The organism is Pseudomonas sp. MWU12-3103b, from assembly GCF_023100615.1.
Taxonomy (GTDB): domain Bacteria; phylum Pseudomonadota; class Gammaproteobacteria; order Pseudomonadales; family Pseudomonadaceae; genus Aquipseudomonas; species Aquipseudomonas putida_A.
This window is the reverse complement of record NZ_JALMEY010000002.1, coordinates 372,107-388,443: the sequence shown is the minus strand read 5'-3', so window position 1 is coordinate 388,443 and position 16,337 is coordinate 372,107. Positions and strand designations below refer to the sequence as shown.

Sequence of the window (16,337 nt, the reverse complement as noted above, 5' to 3'; positions counted from 1 at the left end):
GTCGTTTCAGGCCTTGATCACACCGTGTCCACTTTCAGCGAATGATCATTGAGCATGCCGCTGATGATCGTCGCCGTGTCGTGCCCGCCGGCCACCACCCCGCCCGCTCCCGGGGTCACGCCGTAGTGGCTGGCGAGGTTGACGCCGGCCAGGTCGATGGTCTGGTTCGGCGTGGCGCCGGCCAGGGCGCTGACGTCGATGCTGGTGAGCACCGAGGCGCCGCTGCCGGTGACGGTGAAGTGCAGGTAATCGTCGAGCGACGCGGTGGTGCCGTTTTCACCTTGCAGCAGTTGCGACAGGTCGAGCTTGTCGGTGCCGGGAGTGAAATCGGTGATGGTGTCGTGGCCACTGTTGCCCTTGAGGTACTGGAAGGTATCCGCGCCTGCCCCGCCCGTCAGGGTGTTGTTGCCCATGCCGCCGATCAGCAGGTCATCACCGCCACCACCGTTGAGGATGTCATTGCCCAGGCCGCCGTTGATCACGTTGTTATTGTTGTCGCCGGTCAGGGTGTCGTTGAAGTTCGAGCCGACCAGGTTTTCGATATTGCTGATCGTGTCGGTGCCGGCGCCGATGGTGTTTTGCGCACCGAGCAGACCGAGGTTGACCGTGACCCCGGCGGTGGCATGGGCATAGCTGACCGTGTCGATGCCGGTGCCGCCGTCGAGAATGTCGTTGCCCGGGCCGCTGTAGAGCAAGTCGTTGCCCGCGCCGCCGTGCATCTCGTTGTTGCCGGAACCGGCGGTCAGTACGTCGTTGCCGTCGCCGCCATTGAGGATGTTGTTGCCGGTGCCCGCCACCAGAATGTCGTCGCCGGCGGTACCGGTGAGGGTGTGGCCATCCTGATAGGTGATGCTGACGTTGGCCGTGTCGCTGCCGCCATGGTTGTCATTGGCGGTGTAGGTGCCGTGGAAGTCCGGCGTCACGTCGTGGGCGCCGGCGTAGTTAACCGTCATGGTCAGTTGATAGTTTTCCGCTGCCGTCGGATTGCTGCCACTGGTGTTGCTGATGTTGGTCACGTGAATCTGGTAGGTGCCATCGGCACCGGCAGTGATGGTGCCGCCGTCGGCGATGCTGACGAACGCGCCGCCGTTGACCGAGTACTCCATGGTGACGTGGCCGGCCGCGAGGTTGTGATCCAGGTTCAGCGTTTCGCCCTGTTTCAGTTTGACGGTGATCAGGTCTTCATCGTTGGCATTGGCGCTGGTCACCGCACCGAGGTAACCGCTGACCACCAGCACGGCGGTCATCGCTGCGGTGTTGGCGGCGAACGCAGCGCGTACGTCGGCCAGGTTCTGGTTGGCGGCGGTGTTGCCGGTGCCGGCGAAGTTGATCGCACCGGTACCGGTGAAGTCCGCGCCCTTGGCCACCCAACCGGTGTTGAAGCTGGTCGGCGAAGCGTTGAGCGTGTCGCCGTCCGGATCGGTGTCGTTGGCCAGCAACAGTTCGCCCGGCACGGTGATGTTGCTCGACAGCACGTTGGTGATGACGTGGTCGTCCATCGCCACCGGTGGCGAGTTGGGGATCACTTTCACGGTCAGCGTCGAGCTGGCGAGGTCGCCGTCGTTGTCGCTGAGGGTGAAGCCGATGTTCTCGGTGATCACCGTGGTCGTGGTTTTCTGCGAGGTGTAGCTGTAGTCACCGGTGTCGAGGTTGATCACCAGCGTGCCGCTGCTGTTGGTGGCAATGCTGATCGTGTTGTTCACGGTGTTGAACGTACCGTGGTTGGTACCGCCGGATGCGGTCAACGAACCCTGGCCGCTGTTGGCGCGCGGGTCATAGGTGTAAGTGGTGCCGTCGACCACGATGGATTTGATGAAACCGCCATCGGCGCCGAAGGTACCGCCCTCGCCCAGCAGCGAACCGGTGACCGGGGCGCCTTCGACGGTGCCCGACAGCACCGAGTTGAGCTGATTGAGGTCGGTGACCACCACCGCGTTGGTGTTGGTGTGGCTGATGCCGTCATAGGCCAGCGGATCGAGGTTGGCGTTGCTCACGCCGCTGCCCAGACCGATGGCGTAGTTCTTGATGTTGTTGGCATCGAGGAAGGCTTTGAGTGCGGTCTCATCGGCGGTGCCGATTTCCTGGCCAGTGGTCGGTTTACCGTCGGAGAAGAAGTAGCCGATGTTCTGCGCCCCGGTGAGTTTGCCCGAGGTGTTGAACGCGGTCTGCATCGTTGCCACGGCCGCGTCGTAGTTGGTACCGCCACCCGCCGTGAGACCGGCGAGCAGCGACTTGGCGGTGGCCACGTCAACCCACACCGAGGTCCTGTCGGTGGCGCTGCTGCTGAAGGTGACGAGTTGCACCTTCACATCGCCGAGGTCGTCGTATTTGTCGAGCAAGGCACTGATCGCCTGTTTCGCCAGATCCAGTCGCGACAGGCCCGGCACGCCGGACGGGTCGACCATGCTGCCGGAGATGTCGAGGACGATCAGCAGGTTGGAATCGATCTCCACCGCCGCCACCGAACGATCCGATGCCACGGCTTTGGGCACGTCGTCGACGATGTTGACCACAATCGTGCTGGTGGTGCTGTTGCCCAGCGCATCGGTGGCTTTGTAGGTAAAACTTTCGCTCAGGGTGTTGGCGCCGTCGTTGGCGTTCGGCGTGGTTTTCGGTGCCGAGGTCAGGGTGTAAGTGTAAGTGCCGTCGGCGTTGAGCTGGATCTGCCCGTAGGTGCCGGTTGCGCTGCCTACCAGGGTGTAGGTGAGCGCCCCGCTGCCGCCGGTGACCGCGCCGACCAGGGTGCCGGTGGCGGTTTCGCCGGTGTTGCTCGGATCGCTGCCGGTGACCGTGCCGGGGGCCAGGTCCTGGCCGTCCTTGGTCAGGTCGAGGGCTTTTTCATACACCGTCACGTCCTGATCGACCGAGGCCACCAGTTTGCTGTCGGCGACGTTGATGGTGATGGTGGTGGTGCTTTCGTCGCCGTCACCGTCGCGGATGGTGTAGGTGAACGTGTCGGTGGCGCCCGGCGGGCTCACCGAATTCGGATTGCTGTGGTAAATGGCGTTGCCCGCAGCGTCCAGAGTCAGGTAGCCGTAGGCGCCGTTGATGTTGCTGTTGAGGCCGCCGATCGCCGAGGTCGCGGTGTTGCTGCCGGCGCGCACGCCGACCACTGCCCCGCCTGCCGCTGCGCCATCGGCGCCGGTGACGTCGTTGCCGAGCACGCTGATATTGACCGTGCCGCCCTCCGCCACCGAGCCGGTGTCGGCCTTGGCGGTCGGCAGGTCATCGATGATGTTGACGTTGATCTGGCCGCTGGCGGTGCTGCCATCGGTGTCGGTCGCGACCACGTTGAAGTTTTCGGTGAGGCTGTTGGCGCCGTTACCGGTCGGGTGGTTTTCGTTGTCCACCAGGGTGTAGCTGTAGCTGACCACGCCGGTCGCAGGGTTGTAACCGGTGACGGTGAACGTACTGCCCAGCGGCGACACCACCGATTGCGGGAAGCCTGCGGCGACCCCGTTGGTCACGACGGCAATGCCACCGACAGTGAGGGTTTGCAGGCCATCCAGGGCCGTGACGGTGAACGTACCGCTCTGGGTCAGCGCCGGAGTATCGGGGCTGGTGCCGTCACTGAGGTTTTTCTCGTAGACGGTGAGTTCGCCGCCATTGACGTCGAGGCCGTTGAGCACCACCGGATCGTCGTTGTTGTGGATGTTCAGCACCAGGTTGGCGGTGCTGGTATCGCCGTCGGCATCGGTGAGCGTGTAGGTGAATGTTTCGGTACCGTTTCCACCGCCGTGCAGTGCTTTGAAATCGGCACCGGCCGGGTTAAGCGTGTAGGTGTAAGTGCCGTTGGCATTGAGCACCAGCGTGCCGTAAGTCCCGGTGAACGTACCGGCAGTGATCGGCCCGGCATTCGGTCCAGTGGCGACCACGTCCGCGCCTTGCACGTCGTTAGTCAGCACGTTGCCGGTCAGGGTCAGCTGGGTTTCCGAGGCGCTGGTGGCGTTGCTGTCGTTGAGGGCTTTGGGCACGTCATCGACGATGCTGACAACGATGGTGCTGGTGACCACATTGCCCAGCGAATCGGTGGCCTGATAGGTGAAGGTTTCAGTCAGGGTGTTGGCACCGTCGTCGGCGTGCGGTGTGGTGGTCGCCGGCGAGGTCAGTGTGTAGGTGTAAGTGCCGTTGGGGTTGAGCACGATCTGCCCGTAGTTGCCGGTGGCACTGCCGACCAGCGCATAGCTGATGGCGCCGACCGCACCGGTGACCGAACCGACCAGTGTGCCGGAGGCGGTTTCGCCAGTGTTGGCCGGATCGCTGCCGATGACCGTACCCGGGGCCAGATCGGCGCCGTCCTTGGTCAGGTCGAGGGCTTTTTCGTAGACGGTGACGTCGGTGTCGCTGGTCGCATACAGCTTGCTGTTGGCGACATCGATGGTAATGGTGGTGGTGCTTTCATCGCCATCGGAATCGCGCACGGTGTAGGTGAACACATCCACCGCGCCGGGGCCGTTCACGGCATTGGGGTTGCTGTGATAGACCGCGTTGCCGTTGGCGTCCAGCGTCAGGTAACCGTAGGTGCCATTGATGTTGCTGTTGAGGCCGCCAATGGCCGAGGTCGAGGTGTCGGAGCCGGCGCGCACACCGACCACCGCGCCGGTCACCGCCGGGCCGTCGGCGCCGCCGATGTCATTGTCGAGCACGTTGCCGCTGACGGTGCCGCCCTCCGCCACCGACGCGGCATCGGCGTGCGCGCTCGGCAAGTCATCAATGATGTTGACGTTGATCTGGCCGCTGGCGGTGCTGCCGTCAGTGTCAGTCGCCACCACGTTGAAGTTCTCGGTGATGCTGTTGGCGCCATTGCCGTTCGGATGGGTTTCGTTATCGACCAGGGTGTAGCTGTAGCTGACCACGCCGGTCGCCGGGTTGTAGCCGGTGATGGTCAGCGTGCTGCCCAACGGCGTGACGGTTGATTGCGGGAAGCCTGCGGCCACACCACCGGTGACGACGTTGATGCCGCCCACGGTCAGGGTTTGCAGACCGTCGAGCGCGGTCACGGTGAAGGTACCGCTCTGAGTCAGCGCCGATGCATCGGGACTGGTGCCGTCGCTGAGGTTTTTCTCATAGACCGTGAGTTCGCCACCATTCACGTCGAGACCGTTGAGGATCACCGGATCGTCGTTGTTGTGGATCTGCAGGACGAGATTCGCGGTGCTGGTATCGCCGTCGGAATCAGTGAGGGTGTAGGTGAAATTTTCGGTGCCGTTGCCGCCGCCGTGCAGGTTTTTGAAGTCGGCGTCGCTGGTGTTGAGGGTGTAGGTGTAAGTGCCGTCAGTGTGCAGTTCCAGCGTGCCGTAGGTGCCGGTGAACGTGCCGGCGGTGACCGGGCCGGTGGGTACGCGGTCGGCGCCCTGCACGTCGTTGGTCAGGACGTTGCCGGTCAGGGTCAACTGGCTTTCTGACGCGGTGTTGGCGTTGGAATCGTTCAGCGCTTTTGGCAGGTCGTCGATGATGTTCACATCGAGGGTTGCGTTAGCGGTGGTGCCGTTGTCGTCCACTACGGTGACGGCGAACTGTTCAGGCAGATTGTTGGCGCCGTTGGCGGTTGGGTGTGCCTCGTTGTCGACCAGGGTGTAGCTGTAGCTGACGACACCGGTGGTCGCGTTGAATCCGGTGATGGTCAACGTGCTGCCCAGCGGTGTGGTGACCGATTGCGGGAAGCCTGCGGCTACACCGTTGGTGACCACGGCGATGCCACCGACGGTCAGGGTCGTCACGCCGTCCAGCGCAGTGATGGTGAACGTGCCGCTTTGGGTCAACGCAGTGGAATCCGGTGCGCTGCCGTCAGTGAGATTTTTCTCGTAGACGGTGAGTTCACCGCCATTGACGTCGAGCCCGTTGATGATCACCGGATCGTCGTTGTTGTGGATCTGCAGGACGAGGTTGGCGGTGCTGGTATCGCCGTCCGAATCGGTGATGGTGTAGGTGAAGGTTTCGGTGCCATTGCCGCCACCGTGCAGGTTTTTGAAGTCGGCGTCGGTGGTGTTCAGCGTGTAGGTGTAGGTGCCGTCGGTGTGCAGTTCGAGGGTGCCGTAGGTGCCGGTGAAAGTCCCGGCAGTCACTGGGCCGGTGGGTACGCGGTCGGCGCCTTGCACGTCGTTGGTCAGGACGTTGCCGGTGAGGGTCAGATTGGTTTCTGACGCGGTGCCAGTGTTGCTGTCATCCACCGCCTTGGGCAGATCATCGACCACATTCACATCAAGCGTTGCGTTGGCGGTAGTGCCATTGTCGTCGACCACCGTGACGCCGAACTGTTCGGAAAGCGAGTTGGCGCCATTGGCAGTCGGATGCGCATCGTTGTGATCGAGGGTGTAGCTGTAGCTGACCACTCCGGTTGCTGCGTTGAAACCAGTAATAGTCAACGTGCTGCCCAACGGTGTAGTGACCGATTGTGGGAAGCCTGCCGCCACGCCATTCGTCACGACAGCGATGCCACCCACTGTCAGCGTGGTAACACTGTCCAAAGCGGTGATGGTGAAGGTGCCGCTTTGTGTCAGCGCGTTGGCATCCGGAGTGCTACCGGTGCTGAGGTTTTTTTCGTAAACCGTCAGCTCGCCGCCGTTCACGTCGAGGCCACTGATGACCACCGGATCGTCGTTGTTGTGGATCTGCAAAACGAGGTTGGCGGTGCTGGTATCGCCGTCAGAATCGGTGATGGTGTAGGTGAAATTCTCGGTGCCATTGCCGCCGCCGTGCAGGTTTTTGAAGTCGGCGTCGTTGGTGTTCAGCGTGTAGGTGTAAGTGCCGTCGGTGTGCAGTTCGAGGGTGCCGTAGGTACCGGTGAAAGTCCCGGCGGTGACTGGGCCGGTCGGTACACGGTCAGCGCCCTGCACGTCGTTGGTCAGCACGTTGCCGGTGAGGGTCAGGTTGGTTTCTGAAGCGGTATTGGCGTTGCTGTCGTTCACCGCTTTTGGCAGGTCGTCGATGATGTTCACATCGAGGGTTGCGTTGGCGGTGGTGCCGTTGTCATCGACCACGGTGACCGCGAACTGCTCGGGCAGGTTGTTTGCGCCATTGGCGGTTGGATGCGCGTCATTGTGATCGAGGGTGTAGCTGTAACTCACCACGCCGGTGGTGGCATTGAAACCGGTGATGGTTAGCGTGCTGCCCAACGGTGTGGTCACCAATTGCGGGAAGCCTCCTGCCACGCCATTGGTCACGACAGCAATACCGCCGACGGTCAGCGTGGTAACGCCATCCAGTGCGGTGATAGTGAACGTGCCACTCTGGGTCAGCGCATTGGCATCCGGCTCGCTACCGCTGCCGAGGTTTTTTTCATAAACCGTCAGCTCGCCACCCTCAACGTTCAAGCCGTTGATCACCACCGGATCGTCGTTGTTGTGAATCTGCAAAACCAGATTCGCGGTACTGGTATCGCCGTCCGAATCGGTGAGGGTGTAGGTGAAAGTCTCGGTGCCATTGCCGCCACCGTGCAGCGCTTTGAAGTCTGCGTCGCTGGTGTTCAGGGTGTAGGTGTATGTGCCATTGGCATTCAATACGAGGGTGCCGAAAGTGCCGGTAAAGGTGCCGGCAGTGACCGGGCCGGTGGGCACGCGGTCGGCGCCTTGCACGTCGTTGGTCAGGACGTTGCCGGTCAAGGTCAACTGGGTTTCCGAGGCGGTATTGGCGTTACTGTCATTCGCCGCTTTGGGCACGTCATCAATGATATTGACGTCGAGCGAGCCGGTGGCGCTGTCGCCATTGCTGTCGCTTGCGGTCACCGTGAAATGTTCACTGAGGCTGTTGGCGCCGTCACCGGCCGGATGGGCATCGTTGCCGTTGAGGGTGTAGCTGTAGCTGACCACGCCGATGCTGGCGTTATACCCGGTGATGGTCAGGGTGTTGCCCAGTTGTGTGGTGATCGACTGCGGGAAACCGGCTGCCACGCCAGCGCTGATCACGTTGATACCGCCGATGTTCAGGCTACTCAGACCGTCCGGCGCCGACACCGTGAAGCTGCCGCTCTGGGTCAGCGCGCCGGGGTTGGCCGAGGAGCCGGCAGGCAGGTTGGCTTCGTTGAGGGTCAGCTCACCGCCAGGCACGGCGAGGCCACTGAGGGTCACCAGGTTGTTGACCGGCGGCGGCACGATCGGCGTGTTGTCGCCATTGTCGATGACTGCGTTATGGCGCTCTTCGGGAAACTCGGGAATACCGTTGAAACCGGCGGTCGGGAAGCCGATCACCGGATCCACGCGCCCACCGACTTCCGTCAGCAGGACAAAACTGTGGCCGCCACCCAACTCACCTGGCGCGCCGCCCGGTGCATTCGGGCCGGCGGCGGTGGCCTCTGCCGCTTTGGTCGGGTCTTCACCGGCAGCGATGGCTTTCTGAATCTGCTCGACGTCAGTCAGTTGTGCTTCGCTGGGGGTCAGCGCTTCAGGGGAATCGACATGCACTGCCTGATTGGCCAGCAGTTGTCCGGACATGGTCATGCTGCTGTCGCGGCCCAGGGTCAACTCGTGGCCATTTTGCAGATTAATGGCGACGGCACCTTCTGCGCCGGTGATCACTTGATCGCCGGCAAACAAGCGGTCGCCCTCGACCAGGGCGCGGCGCGTGCCGTCGGTGCCCTGCGCAAAAACCTGACCAATGACTTTAGTGACGATCCCGATGAGCGTTGCCATGTGAATTCCTCCGCTGCCGACCACCGTCGGCACTGGTTCGCGAAGCAGCCCATGGCTCAATCGGGTTGTCGGGGCGACGCTCGCACCTCGACAGTTCGTTTCGCAGGTTGCGCAAACGAGGAAACTTCAGTGCTTTCAAGCACTTCCGCGTCCTGATCGATGCAGCACACCCACTAACGCTACGTAACGGTGGTGAATCACCCGAGTGACAAAAATCTGTCGCTCATCTGCCGCTACGCGTCCCTCCCCTTCAGCAGTACTTCGCCGTATGTCGCAAAGTGAATGGAACTTTCCTCAAGCCTTTTTGTGCTCCCTAAAGCGCATGAAACAAAGGCTTTCGCCCTGAACAATGTGCCGCTTTTCGCCAAGCGCATAAGTTTTTTTCGGCATAAGCCTTATGAAAATTTTTTCTTAGCTACGCTTCAGGATGTTCTTAGCTCTGTTGTTACAAGAGTGAAACGCTTACACCTCAATTTATCGTCAAATATTTGGCGACAGTAACGCACCATCAGGATCAGGGAGATGCACCCCATGCGCGTACTAACCCCCCTCTGCAGCGCGGTTTTGCTGGCCATGGCTTGCACTTCCCAAGCCCAGGCCATGAATCTGACCGAAGCGATTCAAAGCACCATCGCCACCCATCCGGATCTCGCCTCGCGCGTGGACGCCAAACTGTCCGCCGATGAACAAGTGAAAGTGGCCAAGGGTGGCTTCTATCCTTCCGTCGATCTGAATGCCGCTTACGGGCGCGGTTACAGCGACAACACCAATACCCGGGCGCTGGGTAATCACCACACTTCGATTCTCAACTACACCCAGTCCGAGCTACGGCTGCGGCAAATGATCTTCGACGGCTTCAACACCGCCAACGAGGTCGAGCGCACCAAGGGCGTGTCAAACTCGCGCGCTTACTACGCGCAAGGCACCGCTCAGGATCTGGCCCTGCGCACCATCGAGGTCTACCTCGAAGTGCTCAAGCGCCGTGAACTGGTGACCCTGGCCCGGAACAACCTGCAAGCGCACTTGCGCGTCAACGATCAGATCGGCCTGCGCACCCAGCGCGGCATCGGCAGCACCGCCGACTCCGATCAATCGGTGGCCCGTAAGGCGCTGGCGCAGAACAACCTCGACACCGCCGAAGTCGATCTGGCCGACGCCGAATCGAACTTCTACGCTGTGGTCGGGCGCATGCCCGATGAACTGGAAGCGCCACCGTCGACCCGCGGCGAGGTTCCTGCCAGCCTGCCGGAAGCCCAGCAGAGCATGGTCGAGAACAACCCGTACCTGAAATCCGCGCAGGCGGACGTGCAGTCGGCCGAGAGCCAGTATGAAGTCGCCAAGTCGCCGTTCTACCCGCGTTTTGACGCCGAAGCGGCGGTGGGTGCGAACAACAACGTGCAAGGCGATGAAGGCCACGACAACGAATGGCGCGTCGGCGTGATCATGAATTACAACCTGTTCCGTGGTGGCAGCGACAAGGCTCGTCTGGCCTCCGATGCGCATCAGATCAATCAGGCGATGGACATCCGCAACAACGCCCTGCGCCAGTTGAACGAGAACATTCACCTGGCCTGGAACGCGATGGTCAACGCGAACAAACAGACCCCGACCGCCCGCGAATACGCCGAGACCACCAAGCGTGTGCGCGCGGCGTATCAGGATCAGTTCGGTCTCGGCCAACGCACCCTGCTCGACTTGCTCGACAGTGAAAACGAGCTCTACAACGCCAACCGTCGCTACACCGAAATCCGCTACACCGAGGAATATTCGATGTACCGCGTGCTGGCGAACATGGGCCAGTTGCTGAGCAAGCAACGGGTGGTGCTGCCGGCGGATGCGATCGCCGCGACCGAGGTCAAAAACGAGGCGCGCCTGCCCGAACTGAAGTAAGTCCCACGACCCTTTGTGGCGAGGGAGCTTGCTCCCGCTGGGTTGCGCAGTGACCCCAAAGATTTGAGCAGCAATGAGATCCATGGGGCTGCTGCGCAGCCATCGGGGATAAATCCCCTCGCCACAGGTTGGACCAGTCATTACAGGGGCGATCAATATGACCAGCATGGCCGAAGGCGGACACTCCGGGATCGATCCGCGGCTGAGCTTCGATGACCCGTTACTCGACGGTCTGCTGATCCTCTGCAAACTCCACGGCGCGACGGTCAGTCGCGCCAGCCTGAGTGCCGGGCTGCCCCTGAACAAGCAACGTCTGAGCCTGGATCTGCTGCCCCGTGCGGCGGCCCGGGCCGGTTTGCAGGCGCGCTTGTTGCGCCGCGAACTGAAGGATATTTCCGCGCTGAATCTGCCGATTCTGTTGCTGCTCAAGGATGGGCGCACCGCCGTCCTGCGGCGTTTCGCCGACGACGGCAAGGCGCTGATCCTGCCCAGCGAAGCCGATGGCGGCGAGCAATGGGTCGAACGCGAAGAACTCGCCGAACACTACAACGGTCAGGCCTTGTTCGCCCGTCCGCGCCACGAACTCGAAGACTTGCGTTCACCGCTGGTGCCGCGGGTCCACGCCTGGTTTCGCGATACCCTCAAGCTGTCGAAATGGCTGTACAGCGACGCGATCCTCGCCAGTTTCCTGATCAACCTGCTGGGCCTGATGGTGCCGCTGTTCGTCATGCAGACCTACGACCGCGTGGTGCCCAATCAGGCCACCTCGACCCTGTGGGTATTGGCGATCGGCCTGCTGATCGGTACCGGTTTCGAACTGGTGCTGCGGGTGGTGCGCGCGCACCTGCTGGACACCGCCGGGAAGAAAACCGATGTGATCCTTTCTGCGACTTTATTTGAACGCATCACCGGTATGGCGATGAAGGCGCGGCCGGCAACCATCGGCGGTTTCGCCCAGAGCATTCATGACTTTCAGGGCCTGCGCGAATTCCTCACGGCGGTGACCCTGACCAGCCTGATCGACCTGCCCTTCGTGGTGTTGATGCTGGTGGTAATCGGACTGCTCGGCGGCTGGCTGGTGGTGATTCCGCTGCTGGCGTTTCCAATCACGATCATATTTGCTCTGGCGATTCAGGTGCGCCTGCGTGACACCGTGCAGAAAAGCCTGAGCCTGGGTGCCGAACGACAGGCGTTGCTGATCGAAACACTCGGCGGCCTGGAAACCCTCAAGGCCTGCAGCGCCGAGAGCGAGCGCCAGCACAAATGGGAAAGCACCCACGGCGCCCTCACCCGCCTCGACAGCCACGCACGCAACCTCTCGGCACTGGCGACCAACGGCACGCTGTTCATCCAGCAGTTCTCGGGGATGGCGACGATTGTCGCCGGGGTCTACAGCATCATCGCCGGCAACCTCAGCGTCGGTGCGCTGGTGGCCAGCTACATGCTCGGCAGCCGGGTTCTTGCGCCGCTGGGGCAGATCGCCGGGCTGATCACCCGCTACCAGCAAGCGCAACTGACCATGAAAAGCACCGACGCACTCATGGGCCTGCCCCAGGAACGCGACGGCAAACAGCGACCGCTGGAACGCACGCAACTGCAAGGTGCGCTGGACGTCAGCGGCGTGACATTTCACTACAACGGCCAGAACGCACCGGCGCTGAGCAACGTCAGCTTCAGCATGAAACCCGGCGAGCGGATCGGCATCATCGGCCGCAGCGGCTCGGGCAAAAGCACCCTGGCGCGGCTGGTGATGGGCTTTTATGAACCCGAGGAAGGCCAGTTGCTGCTCGACGGCCTCGACCTGCGGCAACTGGATGTCGCCGACCTGCGCCAGCAGATCGGTTATGTCGCGCACGACCTGCCGCTGCTGGCCGGCAGCCTGCGCGACAACCTGACCCTCGGCGCACGCTACATCAGCGATTCACGCATGCTCGAAGTTGCCGAGCTGACCGGCGTCACCGAGCTGGCGCGGCAGCATCCGCAAGGCTTCGACCGGCCGGTAGGCGAACGCGGCCAGCTACTTTCCGGCGGCCAGCGCCAAGCAGTTTTACTCGCCAGAGCATTGTTACTCGACCCACCGATCATGCTGCTCGACGAACCCACCAGCGCCATGGACAACAGCAGCGAAGACCTGCTGCGCCAGAAGCTGCACGGTTGGGTGCAAGGCAAGACCCTGCTGCTGGTCACCCACCGCACCTCAATGCTGAGCCTGGTCGATCGGCTGCTGGTACTGGACAACGGCCGGGTCGTCGCCGACGGCCCGAAAGAAGCGGTCATCGATGCACTGCGCAAGGGCCGCGTCGGCTCGGCGGCGGTTTAGATGCGTGCACATAATTTATGGCTCTCACAAAACCTGTGGCGAGGGGATTTATCCCCGATGGGCTGCGCAGCAGCCCCAAAGACTCTAAGGGCGCTTCGCACCCTATCGGGGATAAATCCCCTCACCACAAGTAAGTGTTACGGGCGACGCATGGGTTGTGCGGTTTGATGTTTCTTAACTGAGGGGTATCGCCCCATGGCTGCATCTTCAGATAGCAAATCACGCGGCTACTTCGACAGTTTCGGCAAAAGCGCCGAAGCCGAGTTCATGCCGGAAACCGCCGGCGCTTCGTTGCAGGATTCGCCGCGCTGGTCGCGGATCACCGTGTGGCTGGCGGCAGCGCTGTTGATCAGTGCGCTGGTCTGGGCCAAGTTCGCCGTGCTGGAAGAAGTGACCATGGGCGAAGGCAAGGCGATTCCGTCAAGCAAGGTCCAGGTCATCCAGAACCTGGAGGGCGGGATCGTCACCGAGATTTTTGTCCGTGAAGGACAGATGGTGAACAAGGGTGACAAGCTGCTGCGCCTGGATGACACACGCTTCCTGTCGAACAAGGGTGAGAGCGAGGCCGATCGTTACGCGCTGACCGCGCAAGTCGAGCGCCTTTCCGCCGAAGCCGAGGGCCGTCCGTTCAAGCTGTCTGACGAGGTGATCGCCAAGGCGCCACAGGTCGCCGAAGACGAACGCGCGCTCTACGACCAGCGCCAACGGCGTCTGGCCAGCGAACAACGCACCCTCACCGAACAGCTGCGGCAGAAGACTCAGGAGCTGGCGGAATTCCGCTCCAAGCAAGGCCAGTACAGTTCCAGCCTGGCGCTGCTGCAGCAAGAGATGAACATGTCCGCGCCGCTGGTCGGCACGGGTGCGGTGTCGCCGGTGGAGATCCTGCGACTGAAACGCAGCGCGGTGGAAATTCGCGGTTCACTGAACGCAACGACCCTGGCCATCCCACGGGCGGAATCGGCAATCAACGAGATCAAGAGCAAGATCGACGAATCGGAACAGACTTTCCGTTCCGACGCCGCCAAGGACCTCAATCAGAAGCGCACCGATCTGTCGAAAATCACCGCGTCGAGCATCGCCATCGACGACCGCGTCAGCCGCACCACCGTGACTTCGCCAGTGCACGGGGTGATCAAGCAACTCAAGGTCAACACCATCGGCGGCGTGGTGCAGCCGGGCAGCGACATGGTGGAAATCGTGCCGCTGGAAGACAACCTGCTGATCGAAGCGAAGGTCCGTCCGCAAGACGTCGCGTTCCTCCATCCGGGCCAGAAAGCCATGGTCAAGTTCAGCGCTTACGACTACACGATATACGGCGGCCTGAGCGCAAAACTGGAACTGATCGGCGCCGACACCATCACCGATGACAAGGGCAACAGCTTCTACCTGATTCAGGTACGCACCGATAAAAACCATTTGGGCGGGGATGTGAAACCGCTGCTGATCATCCCGGGGATGGTGGCGACGGTGGACATTATTACCGGGGAGAAAAGTGTGCTGGATTACCTGCTAAAACCGGTGTTGAAAGCGCGGACCGAGGCGATGCGCGAGCGGTAGGCATTGTTGGGATTTGCGGTGATTGATCCGACGCCTTCGCGAGCAAGCCCGCTCCCACAAGTGATCGCATTCCTGCTGGAAGAACCCTAATGTGGGCACTGTTGAGATTGGCGCTGATTGATCCGGCGCCTTCGCGAGCAAGCCCGCTCCCACATTTGGAATGCATTCCCCTGTGGGAGCGGGCTTGCTCGCGAAGAGGCCCGCACCAACACCCATTATTTTGAATGATTACGCTGAAAAACCTCCTCCCCCATCGCCGCAATCTGCCCCTCGATCAACGCCTCGAACGGTTTGAGCAACGGCGCAAACGTGGTCGGCGCTTCCAGAGTTTCCAGCGCCTGCACAATCGCCTCAATGGTCGACAACGCCCCCGGCCCCGGTGCCTTGCGCAACCGGTAGCGCGACACCCCGCCCTGCGCCAGCGTCACCCGCGGCAGCGCTGCCAGCAGCGGGTTGAGATGAAGCATCTTGCGTGCCTTGCGCCAGGTGCCGTCCGGCACCACCAGCAACAACGGTTCAGCGGATTCGCGGTAAGCCTGCAGCGGCTGCGCATCGTCAGCGGGAAACAGCAACCGCGCCTGATACCCCGGCCGATTGAGCAGCGTCGGCAGATCCTCGAACACTTCACCGACAATCAACTCGGCATTGGTCAAACCCAGCGCTGCCAGTCGCGCGGTGTTGAGCGCGTGATTGACCTCGCTCGGATGCTGCAACAGCAACACCCGGGTGCGGCTGTCGAGGCTGGGGATCAGCGGGCACAGGCAATGGGTTTGGGGGCGCAGGCAGCGCGGGCATTGGGGTCTGGACATGGTTCTTATGCCTGATTGAGCTGTGCTTTGAGCAAATCACGGAAGGTCTGGATCAGCGGCTCGCGGCTGCGGCCACGGCGCATGATCATCGAAAACGGAGCCTGATAACCAAAGGTCGCCGGCAGCAACACACGCAGGTCGCCCTTGTCGGCCCAGGCCTGGGCGTAGTGTTCTGGCAAGTAACCGATGTAGGCGCCGGAGAGCACCAGAATCAGTTGCGCCTCCATACTTTCCACAGTCGCCGCGCTGTGTTTGAAACCGTGCCGTGCCAGCTCGGCCTGGCTCCAGTAACCACGGCCGACCATGCGTTGCTGAGTGATGACCTGCTCGGGGATCCGCCGCTCGTTGAACAGCGGATGCCGGCTGCTGCAATACAGCCAGTGCTGCTCGCGGTACAGCGGCATGTACACCAGACCGCTCATGCGCGTGGAAAACGCACCGATGGCCAGATCGAGTCGATTGTCCTGCACGCCGAGTTGCAGTTCGTACGGGCTCATCACCGACAGATGCAAATGCACCGCCGGGTGTTCCTGACTGTAGGCGCCAATGGCCTCGGCGAACGGCAAGGCCTTGTCGCTGACGGTGGAGTCGATCACCCCGAGATTGAGCGTGCCGCGCAGTTCGCCCTTGAGCGCCGCGGCGTATTGCTCGAAACCTTCGAGCTCGGCGAGCAGGCGCAGGGTTTCCTGATGGAACAGCTCACCCTTGCTGGTCAGGCTGAACCCGCCGCGCCCGCGATGGCACAGCACCAGACCGAGCGCCGCTTCGAGCTGGCTCATGTAAGTGCTGATCGCCGAGGTCGACAGGTTGAGTTCCTGCTGCGCATTGGCAAAACCCTGATGGCGAACCACGCTGACGAAGATGCGCAATAGTTTCAGGTCGGGTAAAGCGTTGGCCATGCGGCTCTCCAAACATCTGTCGAACGCTGATGACTTTGTGGTGAGGGGATTTATCCCCGATGGGTGGCGAAGCCGCCCCAAGCCTGCAAACCGATCCATCCGGGAAGTCGCGAGCAACGAATTTACGACTGCTGCGCAGCCGATCGGGGATAAATCCCCTCGCCACAGGGGTATCGGTACGGGTTCGGGAAGTCTATCCCGGGCCTCACCATTAGTTTAGAAAAATCTGAACTAA

General features: G+C 61.8%; 6 protein-coding genes. 3 read left to right on the top strand and 3 right to left on the bottom strand.

Features of this window, described 5'->3' with window-relative positions:
* Positions 1-17 precede the first annotated feature (17 nt).
* Positions 18-8,627 carry a retention module-containing protein gene (locus M0808_RS05530; protein ID WP_247840223.1) on the bottom strand — a complete coding sequence of 2,870 codons (8,610 nt, stop codon included), beginning with the start codon at positions 8,625-8,627 and terminating at the stop codon, positions 18-20.
* 531 nt (positions 8,628-9,158) lie between these two features.
* Between M0808_RS05530 and M0808_RS05525 the strand changes: the two genes are divergently transcribed.
* The 3 genes from M0808_RS05525 (at position 9,159) to M0808_RS05515 (ending at position 14,394) form a co-directional block, all read left to right on the top strand.
* Entirely contained in the window at positions 9,159-10,517 is a 1,359-nt protein-coding gene (locus M0808_RS05525; RefSeq protein ID WP_098968485.1) for a TolC family outer membrane protein, read from the top strand.
* 157 nt (positions 10,518-10,674) lie between these two features.
* The gene (locus M0808_RS05520; RefSeq protein ID WP_247840221.1) at positions 10,675-12,837 is read left to right on the top strand and encodes a type I secretion system permease/ATPase; all 2,163 of its coding nucleotides are present in this window, start codon (positions 10,675-10,677) and stop codon (positions 12,835-12,837) included.
* A 195-nt stretch (positions 12,838-13,032) separates the two neighbouring features.
* The gene (locus M0808_RS05515) at positions 13,033-14,394 is read left to right on the top strand and encodes an HlyD family type I secretion periplasmic adaptor subunit (protein WP_134785702.1); all 1,362 of its coding nucleotides are present in this window, start codon (positions 13,033-13,035) and stop codon (positions 14,392-14,394) included.
* Between the two features lie 215 nt (positions 14,395-14,609).
* Here M0808_RS05515 and M0808_RS05510 read toward each other — a convergent pair whose 3' ends face one another.
* A complete protein-coding gene (locus M0808_RS05510; protein ID WP_134785701.1) occupies positions 14,610-15,203 on the bottom strand; it encodes a DTW domain-containing protein in 594 nt (197 codons plus the stop codon).
* Positions 15,204-15,208: 5 nt separating this feature from the next.
* Positions 15,209-16,102: a LysR family transcriptional regulator gene (locus tag M0808_RS05505; protein ID WP_007956593.1), complete on the bottom strand. Its 894-nt coding sequence runs from the start codon at positions 16,100-16,102 to the stop codon at positions 15,209-15,211.
* Positions 16,103-16,337 lie beyond the last annotated feature (235 nt).

Coding starts and splice junctions, on each gene's coding strand:
- M0808_RS05505 (WP_007956593.1), bottom strand. CDS start 16,102: ATGGCCAACGCTTTACCCGACCTGAAACTATTGCGCATCTTCGTCAGC.
- M0808_RS05510 (WP_134785701.1), bottom strand. CDS start 15,203: ATGTCCAGACCCCAATGCCCGCGCTGCCTGCGCCCCCAAACCCATTGC.
- M0808_RS05515 (WP_134785702.1), top strand. CDS start 13,033: ATGGCTGCATCTTCAGATAGCAAATCACGCGGCTACTTCGACAGTTTC.
- M0808_RS05520 (WP_247840221.1), top strand. CDS start 10,675: ATGACCAGCATGGCCGAAGGCGGACACTCCGGGATCGATCCGCGGCTG.
- M0808_RS05530 (WP_247840223.1), bottom strand. CDS start 8,627: ATGGCAACGCTCATCGGGATCGTCACTAAAGTCATTGGTCAGGTTTTT.
- M0808_RS05525 (WP_098968485.1), top strand. CDS start 9,159: ATGCGCGTACTAACCCCCCTCTGCAGCGCGGTTTTGCTGGCCATGGCT.